Source organism: Kineococcus glutinatus (genome assembly GCF_039542765.1).
Classification (GTDB): Bacteria; Actinomycetota; Actinomycetes; order Actinomycetales; family Kineococcaceae; genus Kineococcus_A; species Kineococcus_A glutinatus.
In genome coordinates, this window is the sequence record NZ_BAABIL010000119.1 from 16296 (window position 1) to 28897 (window position 12602).

Genomic DNA, 12602 nt, shown 5'->3' on the forward strand with positions numbered 1-12602 from the left:
CACAAGATCAAGGAGTGCGTCGTGCCCGAGGCTAAGGAGCTGGACTTCGGCCAGCGGCTGGCAACCTTCGGGTCGTCGACGTTCACCTCGCTACGGCCAGGACAGAAGCTCGTGCTGGACGAGTACGCGGCCAACCACCTGAGCACTTCGGACGTCGCGATCGAGATGCCGACCGGGGAGGGTAAGACGCTCGTCGCGCTGCTCATCGCGGACTGGGCACTGGAGCAAGGTCGGTCGGTTGCGTACCTCACTGGAACGCGCCAGCTGGCCGAGCGGGTCGAGCGCGAGGCCGAGCTCCTCGGTCTTGACGTGGTGCGCTTCGCCGCACGGAACTACGGCGGTGCCAAGCTGGACGACTACCACCAGGCGGAGAAGCCGGGGATCATGAACTACTGGGTCTACTTCAACAGCAGCCCGGTTCCCCAGCCCGCCGACCTGCTCATTCTCGACGATGCGCACCTGGCCGAACAGCCGCTGAGCGGACTGCGGACGCTACGCATCCCCAACAAGCCGGGTGAAGCGCGCAAGCTGTACGAGAGCGTCTGCGACCTCGTCCTGGCCCATGCCGGTGACGCCTACCCTGCGCTGCGCGCCATGCGAGAGGGGGTGGCGGCGCCTGGTACGCCTCCAGAGCTGCTGTCCTTCGGCGACTGGGCCAACGTGGCCGTCGCAGTCCGCGATGCGATCAGCGACTCGCCATACGCTGAAGAGGCCGAGATCAAGCACGTGTGGCGGACCGTGCAGGCTCACCTCACCCGCTGCGGCGTCCTCATCGGATCCTCTGCCGTGGAAATCCGCCCTTATCACCCACCGACTCAGCAAGTCGCTGGCTACGCCCAAGCGAAGCAGCGCATCTACCTGTCGGCCACGCTCGGATCGATGGATGATCTACAGCGGCGCATCGGGGGCGGCCGGATCACTCGGCTGACACCAACCGCACCGCTGCCAGCGGGCGCCACTGGCCACCGGCAACTCATCCTCAACCCGACTGGGAAATCGGCTCTGGACGAAGAAGTCCTCGAGTGGGCCCTCGAGCAGGTCGCCGCCGCCGACGGACGCGCGGCCTGGCTGTGCGCCAGCAACGGCGAAGCCGACCTGCTGGAGAAGGCGCTCGAGGCTGAAGGCGCTCGAGTGTTCCGGCTGCGAGCCGGCGACGATGATCAAGTGGAGGCCTGGATCGCCGCCAGCAGGGGTCACCTGGTGACCGCTGGTCGCTATGACGGGCTGGATCTGCCCGGCGACCTGTGCAAGCTGGTGATCATCACCACTGTGCCGCAAGCCAGCAGCGAGTACGAGCGCTTCGTCGTCGCCTACCTCGGCGACGCCACCTTCATGCGTCACCGCGTCGGCCAGCGAGTCACCCAGGCACTGGGCCGCGCCAACCGCACCCCCTCTGATCGGTCGCTGTACCTTGGTCTGGACCCAACCTTCGCCCAGATGTTGGCCGACCCCGCCGTGCGGAAGTCCGTCCCCGCCGACGCCACCCCGATCATCCGCGGAGCGCTGGAGCTTTTCGACAAGGGCTGGCAGGCCACGCAGGATGCCTGCACGGCGTTCTGGGTGGGCAGCCGGTCGACGCTCGACGAAGCACAGGCGGCCCCGACCAGCGACCAGGGGGCACGCGCCCGCCGCCTCCGCCCAGGGCGTGTGACCAGCGGCAGCGGTGACGTGGCCAGTGCACCGGCTGAGGTTGCGGCCGCCACCAGCCTGTGGCTCGGTGATCACGCAGCGGCCGCCCAAGCGGCGAAGCAGGCCAGCGTGCTACTCGCGGAGTCTGGCGAGACCGAACACGCCGCCTTCTGGCGCTACGTCGAGGCGCACGCCCACTTCGACCGCGGTCGGGTGGAGGATCGCGCTGCCGCGCGCGCGGCGCTGGACGACGCCATCAACAAGGGGCCGCAGACCGCCTGGTTCCGCCGGCTGGCCCGTACCAGCGCCGCTCTGGCTGGGGCGCCTTCGGCGGCCGACGATAACGACCGTCTCTTCCTCACATGGGACGACTGGCGCCGCGAGGCCGGTGGACGCCTCGACCGCGCCCTCAGCCGGGGCCGAGACCTGCTCACCGGCAATCATGATCAGCAGTGCGAGGGACTGATCCACCTGGCCCGCCTGGCTGGTGCTGATGGAGAACGGCCGCCGAGGACCGAGCAGAGCGCCACTGACTGCCGCTGGAGCTGGTCCACTCCCGGACGCTCACAGCGCCGCATCTGGGAGGTCAAGACTGCCCAGGGCAAGGACAGCGGCGAGGGGCGCGAGCGGAAGATCACGCGGACGGACGTCAACCAGCTGCTCGGCCAGCTGGAGGTCGAGAGCAAGCGCGCACCGAAGGCTCGCCTCACCGGTTGCCTGCTTGACCCCGCGACCGAGGCCCACGGCGACGCCACCGACGCCGCCCGCGACCGGATCCGACTCATCAGCCACGACGCTGCAGTCCGCCTGTACGACCTGCTCGCCGACCGCCTCCGAACGTACGCGGCGATGTGCGGCGACGGCAGCGCTGAAGCTCGCGGACAGGCCCGCGCCCACGTCGAGGCGCTCCTACCAGCTGCGGGCTGGCTCGCTCAGCTGCTTGCACCCTCTCCGCAGGGCCGGATCCTCTCCCCGGACGAGGTGGCCGCGCTGTTCCCGGCGCGGTGATCACTATGCTGTCAAGCGCTTCGCTGGCGCTTCGACTGTTGCCCTCGTACAGTCCGGTACCGGCTGGGCGTCGTCTGCCGGCAAGGATTGACTGCCGGGGGGCTGCCATGAAGATCGATCACATGCGAGCGGCGGTGACGCTCACACTCGGGACGGCGCTGACTGGTGTGGCGACAGCGCCAGCCGCGGCAGCAGACGCCCTCCACCATGTCTACCGGACAGATGGCGACGGCGTCTGGTTGCACTCCGTACCTGCAGTCCAAGACGGCTTGATCACGGTGCTACCCGAGGGCGCCGACTTCAGCGTGTCGTGCTGGACAGCCGGCGACGTCGTCAACGGCAACAGCGTCTGGCTCTACGGCACCTCTGGCGGCTACACCGGCTACGTCACGGACTACTACGTCGATACCCACTGGAACAGTACTCAAGACCTGAGCGACCAGGGAATCCCCACATGCGGCCTGCGGGCGGCCACACCCATTCCCTCGCCCAATGCTGACACTCAAGCCGCTGGCGTGAACATCCAACTGCAAGCCAATGCGGGTCACCGCGAGCATGTGGTCGCCGACCTCAGCGACGACCTAGCCGCGGCTGCCGCGGCTGCCAACGTGAACGGGCAGACACTTGCTCGCGTCATTTACCACGAGGGTGGCAACTACTTCAGCTGGCGTCAGGACTTCACTAAGGCGCAGGAGTACACCGGCCTCCGAGGGTCGGTTGGCATTGGGCAGATCAAGCCCGCAACAGCCCGGGATGTCGCGCGCCAGGTGTACGGCGACGAGCAGACGGCTAACCTCAGCGACAAGCAGCTGCGCTATAAGCTCATCGAAGACTGGCCATTCTCCATGCGCATTGCGGCCGGATACATCCGCCTACAACAGGATGTTGCTGGTATCGAAGGCGAGTGGCCGCAGTTCATGGCTTATTCACTCAAGCCCGAGACTGCAAAGGCGTGGCGAGAAACGGGTCACGCCATGGACGCAGATACACTCAAATCCTTGGGCATCGAGGTGGAGGATTTCCAGCACCGCCAGCAGAAGTTCAATGACGCCAGGAATGCCATCGGGTGAGTGTGTGCCCACGCGGGTAATCCGTGACGCGGCGCTCATGGCGTGCTAATCTAAAATAGTAGCGCGCCACACATATTAGCGCGGCGCGCACCACAAATTAGATGTCAAAGCTCCACTCAGCGCGCCAAACACCATCCAAGAGATTGGTGCTAATAGCTCGAATTGCAATAGGTCTTTTCGGGCTCTTTCTTGCTGGTGCCGCATCTTGGTGCATCTTCAATTGGACGCAACTTCCGTGCGCCAGCAGTGCGGGGAGTCGCTGGCGCCTCGTCTTCGTAGATGACATGGGCATTTCCAAATGGATGTGGGCCGTTGACTTACACCCCAACTCTTTAACCACTCAACGACGGTTCCTCAAATGTTTGGAGCAGCGAGGCTTTGACGTGAACACTGTCGCTCGCAGTGGCGTCATCGTTGCACGTAAGCAGGATGAGGTCGTATCAACTAGTGACGGGTTAGGACATCGAACATCTGGACGCTTCTACCGCTGGTAGGAGTCCGTTTCGATACGGCAGTCCGAAATCCGTCCACCGGCGTACCGGCCGCGGATGTGGCAGGCGGCGCCGTCCTGCGTCGGGTTCCTCCTCTTGCAGTTCACACGCGCCGCTCCCTTAGGACGGCGGGGCTAATGCCGGCGGTTCCATCTCAAATTTGATCGCTGCGCCAGCATCTGGCGGTGCTGCGGAAAGGGCTACAGCTGATCGAAACGGCGATGTTCCGGCAGGCTCTACTGGACAGTGAGTCGCGACCCGTCCGATCACGTGGTCGAGGTCCATTCAGGGTTGCAGTGAGCACGGGCAGCTTCAGATCGAAGTGCTGCATCCCGGGCGACCCGACCAGCGATAAACGCCTCTTTCGAGGCGCTACCCCACCGCAGCACCGACCTCCTCCGCGCAAGCCGTAACTCCAGCATGCTCGCATTGCTGGCTCTTAATGCCGACCAACCCGGTCCGAGCGCACCGGCGGACACGCCCTGACAACTCACGTGCATCCGCCCCTCTGCTGCCCGTGGCAGAGCAGTTGGTACCTGTGCATGCTGCCGATGCTGAGCCGATGGACCGAGTTCACGAAGAGACTGCCACTCTGTCGAACAGCCTGCCAAGCGCCGACTGCTGCCAATACACTGAGCCACAATAGACCAGTTGTCACGTCGCCCTTGAGGTCACGGGACAACACCTAGAAGCATATGTGGTCAGTGAAGGAAGGCTCGCCATGGCGAAGCAGGCAGAAATTCTTGCCGTTTTCGATACCTTAGCTCGACGAGCGTCAGACACGCTGGAAGTCGAGGTCGCCCTCCGCGAGCTGGCGACTGCGGCGGCGCACGTTTTGTCCATCGACGGCGCAGGAGTGGCATATCGGCGCGCAGCCACCATGCGCGATGGACAGCTGCTCGGTGGACGCTTGGAATACGTACATGCGGTTCCCCAAGAAGTGGCTCATGCAGAGAAGACGCAGATTGATTTTCGCGACGGGCCCTGTCAGGACTCCATTGCCACCAACAGCGTCGTGGTCGAGGAGAACTTGGCAATCCATCCCGAGCGCTGGCCCGTCTTCGCCGAGCGCGCGCTCATGACGGGCGTTCATGCCGTAGCAGCACTGCCTCTTCATGCCCGCGGCGAGGTGTGGGGCGCATTGACACTCTATCGCCATGAGGCAGGTTCCTTCACGGACGGTGAGCTACGGGTGGCTCAAGTTTTGGCTGATGTTGCCTGCAACTTCGTCATGATGGCGCATGATCGGCAGACGGCGCTGCTCGCACATCAACTCGCCGTCCACGCGGCAACGCATGACCCGTTGACCGGACTGCCCAACCGAGCGCTCCTCGATGACCGATTGGCGCATGCTGTGGCCACCGCGCAGCGAGCACACACGCCACTCGCCGTGCTCTTCGTCGACCTCGACGGCTTCAAAAGCATCAATGACACCTTCGGCCATGAGGCTGGTGATCGACTCCTCACCACTGTGGCCGCCCGGCTCCAAGGGCTGCTCCGTGCTGGGGATACGCTGGCTCGGCTTGGTGGCGATGAGTTCGTCATCGTGTGCGAGGGCTTGCGCGCCGACCCAGGTGGTGCAGCCGCACCAGATGCAGTGAGCGCTGTCGTTGAGCGCATCTATGCCGCCTTGTCCGAGCCGATCGACCTCGGCGGCGCGCAAGCGCGCATCTCGGCCAGTATCGGTGTCGCAACTAGCGAGGGTGAGGCACCTGCAGAACTGCAAGCGCAGACGCTGCTTCGCCAAGCCGATCAAGCGATGTACGCCGTGAAGCACATGCGCCGCGGGACGGCCAGTCCGCCGTAAGGCAGCTGCCTCCAGTAGCGCCTCGTACTTGTCTCTGTGCGGAGCGTGCAGAGAGGCAATGACGCCGTATGGATCCATGCTGCTTCCCTAGTGCCCTTCTCGACCTTGCTCTGTCCCTCGTGGGGACTCCCGTTACAGTGCGGCGATGTCCGAGGATGAGTCGTCGCCAACGCCGCCACCCGACAAGCGCGTGCAGGCCTTCGCCGCCTTGATCGTCGGTTTCACCGCGGTGCAAACGGCAGGGCTGTACGCCCTTGGCTTCGATAGCGGCGCTCTCTATGCGACGTTCACCGCTGTCGGCTTGGCCGCGGCTGCGCTCGTGGCACTTCCCCAAGAGGGCGTCCGCCTGCTGCACGGTCGATCGCGCTGGACATGGGCAGCCATCGTGGCCGCGCTCGTCGTACCGCTCGGCGGAGCGGCCATCTGGAAGATCACACACTCGCAGACGGCCGACGAAGCGCTGCTGGCCAGCATTCCGCAGTGCAGTGACGAGGGCGCCTCATGTGAGATCGTTGGTGCACCCATGCTGGCGACGACCGGCGTCGGTGAGGTCAAGGTCTACGGCATCAATCGCATGACCGAGCTCACCGACAAGCAGCACACGGCGAACGCCGGATCGACTATCGCCATCGTCGACAGCGCCGGCAAGCTGCGCTGGACGCGCAGCTTCTCCCCCGGTTACGGGCTGCTGCACACCGCGACGGACGCGACGGGCAACATCCTCGCTGACTTCGCCATCACCAACCACCTCGGTGCCGTTTGGGCCCTGCAGGTGACGTCCAGTGGCGTCACGGACTTCGGCACCATCGCCGGCGACCTACCCGCTCAGTACTACGATCTCGAGGACGCCTACGGCATCCGCCGCCTCTACGTCGAACGGACACCCTGGCCACGCGCTGGTGAGGGTCCAACACTGACCGATGTCTACGAATGGCGCGGCACGACGTACGTCTTCGCGGGCTGCCAGAGCCTCAATCCACCTCGAGACGTCGATGGCGTCGGTGGCGTCATCACCGATGTCGTGGCGACTTACTCAGCAGGCAGTACAGAGTGTCCTCAGCCGGTGAGTCGGCAGTCGATCATGAATCAGCTTTCGAGCACGCCCTCATGACAGCGGGCACTCACTCGTGCCAGCGACCGCGGCATCACGCCAACAGGTCGTGCCTAGACTGGGGCTCGCCGAGCGCACCAGCTGCTTTGACGATGTCTCACTGACTACAATCGGGCGGGATCGGACGTTTATGGCCAGCGCTAGTGCTGAGGATCTGCCTCCACCTCGTGTGCCAGTGCCCAGCACCCTGCCGACAACGCTTCCCGTGATGCCACTGGGTCCGCGCACCGGTTGGGAGCTGCCCTACCTCGTGGCGCAAGCAGGTTTTGCGGTCAATGCCGCCGTCGATGAGGCCGCTCGGGAGCTGTCCATGCCGGCCAGTGATCTCAATGCACTCTACATCTTGATCGCGCATGGTCCGCTCCCGGCCAAGGCGTTGGCGCGTCTGCTCTACCTGCAGCAGTCATCGATCTCGCAACTGGCTGATCGGCTACAAGCGAGCGGTCTGCTGCGTCGAGAGCGTGACGACATCGATCGCCGCCGCATCTGGCTGTATCCGACAGCGGCGGCAGCGACGCTCGTGGCCGAGGTGGGTGGGCAGGTCCGGGACCAAGTAATGCGCGTCTTCGCAGGCTTGACGCCAGGCGCGGCGACGGCGCTGGCCGCCCTGTTGGAGGATGTCGTCCAACCGTGGGTGCAACAGCAGATGCCAACAGCGACTCCTCCCGATCGCAGCAGCGCGGTGAGTCTGGAGCGAACGCATCCAAGGATGGTCGAGCCCTCACCGTCAATTGACGGCATCTGATCGATCGGCAGATTGGCTGGCCCATGGATGCAGCAGTACTGGACGTCACCTGCAGGGCCCAGACCACACCGAGGTGACCTGAGATGGCGAATTGGGAGGGGACGGCTGCTGCAGGCGCCGGAAACAGGCGATCATGAACGCCGGCTGTTGGATGATCTGACTCCTCGGGGACGTGCCTCGCTCGACACGAGAGAACCGAGTGAGTGGACTCGACCCGTCGACGCTAGGCACGATCTAGAGGTGCTCCTTGCACTGGGTGCGGTCATAGCACGTGCGGTCGCCGTGCCGGCACGCGGCGTGGACCTGCTTCGGGTGGACGTGGCCGCTCATGTGGGTGCAGGCGCACTGCGACCAGTGCCACGTCATCTTCGGGATGTGCGGGCAGCATCTGGGTGAGGATGCCGTCCAGCATCACCTCGAGACTCTCCCCCGCCAGCTCGGTGACCACCTGCCGCAGGCGGTTGATCCCCTGATCCAGCGGCTGACCGCGGCGCTCGACGAGGCCGTCGGTGTACAGCAGGACCGTCGAGCCGCGGTCAACGGTGATGGCGGAATCGGCACGCAGGTAGTCGGCGCTGACGCCGAGCAGGAGATCAGGGCCATGCCCGGCCAGGGCGGTGACCGTGCCGTCGGGGGTGAGCAGCATGGGCGGTGGGTGGCCGGCGTTGGACCAGCGCAGGCGGGTGATGTCCCGGGCGCGCTCGTCCTGGCTCTGCTCGATGCGGGCCACCACCGCGGTGGCAGTCGTATCGACCTGCAGCCCCTGCATGGCAGCATCCAAACCGGACAGGACAGCTGCCGGGGCGGCGCCGGTGGCATAGGCGATGCCGCGCAGCAGTGAGCGGACTTGGCTCATCGCCGCGGCAGCGGTGATGTCGTGACCCATGACGTCGCCGATGACGAGAACGGTCGCGCCGTCGGGCTGCAGGAAGGCGTCGTACCAGTCCCCGCCCACCTGCGCGGCCTCAGCAGCCGGCTGGTAGCGGACCGCCACCTCCAGGTGGTCCGGTTCCACGGGTGCCGTGAGCAGGCTGCGCTGCAGTCCTTCGGCCATGCGCTGCTGCTGGGTATAGAGACGGGCGTTATCCAGGGCTAGACCGGCGCGGTCGGCGACCTCGCTGGCGGTCAGGCGGTCATCTGCTGGCAGCGCGCCGCGGGAAGGTCCGCGGAAGAGGGACACCAGGCCGACCGTGCGCCCCCGAGCGCGCAGCGGCAGGAAGAGGGCGGACTCAGGTGCCAGCTGCAGGAGTGCCTCATGGGCATCACCAGCCTCCAAGACCTCAGCGATTGCTTCTGTCGCATCTTGTTCCAGGCTGACGGAGCGGCCGGTGCGCCAGGCACGGTGCAGGTAAGAGGAAGGACGCAGCGCTATCAGGCGGGCTTGGCAGTACTGCTCCACTGCCGCTCGCTGCGCCTGCTCGGCGTGCCATGAGCCGACGTCGCGCAGCGCGCCGTGCTCGTCGACCAGCGTGATGATGCACCAGTCACCGAGCGTGGGCACCAGGTGCTGCGCCAGGCGCGCCACCGCCTCTTCGGCGTCCAAGGTGGCAGACAGGTCCTCGCTGACACGCACGAGTAGCCGCAGCCGCTCCGCTAGGCGCTCGACGGCCTGGCGGCTGGACTCAGCACGTCGGTGTGCGGCGTCTGCTGCGTGCAGTGCCACCGCAAGGCGACGCTGGGTCTCCTCAGCCGCCTGCTGCGCCGCCTCGGCGCGCTCCTGGACGCGCTTGCGCTCGGTGATCTCCAGGAAGTACACCGACATGCCCGCCGGGTCCGGCCAGGCGCGCACCTCGTACCAGGCATCCAGAGGCGGGGGGTAGTAGGCCTCGAAAGCCGCCGGCTCCCCGGTCTCAGCGACGGCGCGGTAGTGCACCTCGAAGTCCGAGCCCACGGCAGCCGGGAACAGCTCCCACAACTGGCCGCCGAGCAGCTCCTGCCGCGAGCGTCCGAGCACCTGCTCGGCGTGGGCGTTGACGTAGGTAAAGCGCCAGGCGCGGTCCAGGGAGAAGAAGGCCGTCGACATCGTCTCCAGCACCCGCGCCACCCGCGCATCGGCGTCCCGCGACATGGTGGTGTCGTAAGCCGCACCGAGCACCCGCGTCGCGACCCCGTGCTCGTCAGCCAGCGCCTTGCCGCGCGCCTGGATCCACCGCGTCTGCCCACCTGGCAGCACGATGCGGTACTCCGCTTCGTACTCACCGCACGTGCTGATCGCATGCTCGAGCGCTTCGGTCACCCGCGGCAGGTCATCGGGGTGCAGCCGGGCGTTGAAGGCTTCGATACTGCGGTCGAAGGTGTCGGCGTCGTAGCCGAACAGCTCGATGAGGCGCTCGTCCCAGGCCAAGACGCCGGTGATCAGGTTCCAGTCGAAGCTGCCGACGCCGCCGGCTGCGATGGCCAGCTGCCACCGCAACCGTTCCGCCTCGTACTCCACGGTCAGCGCTGACAGCTCCAGCTCCGTCACGGCCGCGGCGGCCAGGTCGCTCAGCAGTGCCACGTCGGCCGCGCTCCACGGACGGGGTGCTGGGGAGAAGACGCAGAGCGCACCGACGACATGGCCGTCCTGTCCTCGCAGCGGTACCCCGAGGTAGGCACCGACCGCACCGGTGACGACCGGGGGCAGCGTCGCCACCCGCACATCCTGCGCAGCGTCAGCGACGACAAGCGGGGCACCAGCGACCGCGGTGACGGTGCACAAGGAGTCGGCCAGCGGACTGCTGGAGCCGACGACGGCCGGATCTAGCCCAGCGACGGCACTGATGGTCTGCACGTCCGACAGCAAGGACACTTGAGCTGCCGGGGTGCCTAGCAGACGGGCGGCTAGCTCAGCCAGGTGATCGAGGGCCGGATTGGCGCCAGTGGTCAGCAGCCGGCGGGCTGCCTGCTGCCGCGAGCTGCCGCTGATCAACTCCGAAGCCCTCGCGCCACTGGGGTGCGGCACGAGCGGCGCCGCGCTCGCCGCTGCACCGGTAGCCGGCGACCGCTCGGCGGCGTTGTCGTCCTCAGACGGCAACAGGTGACTCACTGCACAGACTCCCGACTTCCATGCCGCTCCCACTAGCAGCTTGCAAGAGCGCTCTCCGCACTGACCGTCGCCCTGCTGCAAAAGCGACTGCAACCTTCAAAGCCGCCCCGAACCGGCCTTTCTATCTACTGCGTAGACTACGCCAAGAGCTACGGTTCGGCGGCAGTCTTGTGCCGATCACGCCTACAAGCTACGTCGCCTGGATCAAGGCCGTCGCCTGCACCGCACACCGGGCCGGCCGCGGCCTGGTGTTCACGTAGAGGTCGCCCAGCCTGCGGGCAGCCACGCCCCGCCCTCCCCTGATGCCGTCGCTGGGAAGAGCTACACCTACCGCTCCTCTGTGGCGGGTGCAGCTCCTCCTCCAGACTACCCCTGGATAGCGCGGATACTTCACTGAAGCAAGCATTGAGCTGCCATGGATCGTGGCCGCATGACACGGAGGAAGTCGATGGCTGGCGCACTAGCAGCAGTCGCGACTGCCGGTGGGCGCACAGATGGTTCGTTGAGCAAAGCATGCAGCTGGGCGTGGGCGATGGATGGGCTGTCATCGAGGCAGCCGCTCAACGCCGCTTCACCTGCCCGCCTGCGCCTGGCGCCGCTGGTCTGCCATGCAGCTGACAACCTCTCCTGAACGGCAGAAGAAGGCAGCGACAATATCCTCAGCCTAAAAGGCAATCACATGGAACCAATAGGCTTCCTGCATGCGCTGGAGCAACCCAATTCCGGACGGGCGGCACATGTCTCACCCGCACCCTGGCGTACAGCACTCGCACAGCAGCGCGCCCTCAAGGGCGGGCACCACATCGCCGATGCCCTCTTACGCAATCCGCACCACGTTGGCCTCTGATCAGTGGAGAGCATTCCGATGAGCACACTGGCCCTGCTCGACCGCCCTGCGAAGGCTGCGCCGTCCGTTAACACGCGCCCCGCAGGCGAAGGCAGCATGTTTGATCACTTGACGAGCGATGACCGCCGGCTGCTGCGCGTGGCGACCGGTGAGTGCTTTAGCACCGGCCAGAGCCCGCGCCTGTTCAGCGTCCTCGCCGGCGCCATCGCCTCGGATCGACGGTGGGGGATGCTGCGCAGCGGAGACCCGATCAGCAGCGCATACCTCGAGCAGCTTGCGCAGCGCGTGCCGGTACCGGCCAGTGGCGTCAATCCCTTCACGGGCCCCGTCCTCGAGCGGGCCCTCGCCTACGTCCGAGCGCGCAGGTAGCCCTCCCTACGTCCGAGCGCGCAGGTAGCCCTCCCTACGCGAAGTGGCCGCGTTCGTGTGCGGCCCGTGGAGCAACAACTGTCACTGCAGCCACACCTGCCCGGGAAAGTCGCTTAGCTCACTGCGGTGGTCAGACTGGGGTCCACTCCCTGCAGCCTCAGCGCGCCGCAGAGTAGACGGTCTGGGTATAAAATCGGCTGGTGAGGCACGGTCTGGCGCTAGCGGCATGATGGTCGAGGATCAGACGCCCGCCCCCTCCTACCTCCTGGCGTCCACCGCAACGAGTGCTGCCCAGGCGCGCCGCCACTTGCGCCGGCAGGTGAGTCACCTGCCCAGCGCCGTAGTGAGCAACGCCGAGGTCTGCCTCAGTGAGCTGGTGACGAACGCCGTCCTGCACGTCGGCGGTCCGATCCGCATCTGTGTGTCCGTCTCGGCGACGGAGGCCGGCACGTTGCTCCGCCTGTCCGTCGGTGACAGCTCACCCGTGCAGCCGCAGTGGG

Annotated in this window: 8 protein-coding genes; 7 read left to right on the plus strand and 1 reads right to left on the minus strand. The window is 66.1% G+C overall.

Going from position 1 to position 12602, the window contains the following annotated elements:
* Positions 1-21 precede the first annotated feature (21 nt).
* The 5 genes from ABEB16_RS05440 (at position 22) to ABEB16_RS05460 (ending at position 7861) form a co-directional block, all read left to right on the plus strand.
* Entirely contained in the window at positions 22-2637 is a 2616-nt protein-coding gene (locus ABEB16_RS05440) for a DEAD/DEAH box helicase (protein ID WP_345711251.1), read from the plus strand.
* Positions 2638-2744: 107 nt separating this feature from the next.
* Positions 2745-3707: a hypothetical protein gene (locus tag ABEB16_RS05445; RefSeq protein WP_345711252.1), complete on the plus strand. Its 963-nt coding sequence runs from the start codon at positions 2745-2747 to the stop codon at positions 3705-3707.
* Between the two features lie 1212 nt (positions 3708-4919).
* Entirely contained in the window at positions 4920-6005 is a 1086-nt protein-coding gene (locus tag ABEB16_RS05450) for a diguanylate cyclase domain-containing protein (protein WP_345711253.1), read from the plus strand.
* 145 nt (positions 6006-6150) lie between these two features.
* Positions 6151-7116 carry a hypothetical protein gene (locus ABEB16_RS05455; protein ID WP_345711254.1) on the plus strand — a complete coding sequence of 322 codons (966 nt, stop codon included), beginning with the start codon at positions 6151-6153 and terminating at the stop codon, positions 7114-7116.
* A 175-nt stretch (positions 7117-7291) separates the two neighbouring features.
* Positions 7292-7861 carry a MarR family winged helix-turn-helix transcriptional regulator gene (locus ABEB16_RS05460; protein ID WP_345711255.1) on the plus strand — a complete coding sequence of 190 codons (570 nt, stop codon included), beginning with the start codon at positions 7292-7294 and terminating at the stop codon, positions 7859-7861.
* A 262-nt stretch (positions 7862-8123) separates the two neighbouring features.
* Here the strand turns inward: ABEB16_RS05460 and ABEB16_RS05465 are convergent, their stop codons facing one another.
* The gene (locus ABEB16_RS05465) at positions 8124-10886 is read right to left on the minus strand and encodes a SpoIIE family protein phosphatase (protein WP_345711256.1); all 2763 of its coding nucleotides are present in this window, start codon (positions 10884-10886) and stop codon (positions 8124-8126) included.
* Positions 10887-11751: 865 nt separating this feature from the next.
* On the opposite strand from ABEB16_RS05465, the gene ABEB16_RS05470 reads away from it, so the two are divergent.
* The gene (locus ABEB16_RS05470; protein WP_345711257.1) at positions 11752-12102 is read left to right on the plus strand and encodes a hypothetical protein; all 351 of its coding nucleotides are present in this window, start codon (positions 11752-11754) and stop codon (positions 12100-12102) included.
* Between the two features lie 226 nt (positions 12103-12328).
* Positions 12329-12602: ATP-binding protein (locus ABEB16_RS05475; RefSeq protein ID WP_345711258.1), on the plus strand; the 274-nt coding region annotated here is incomplete at its 3' end.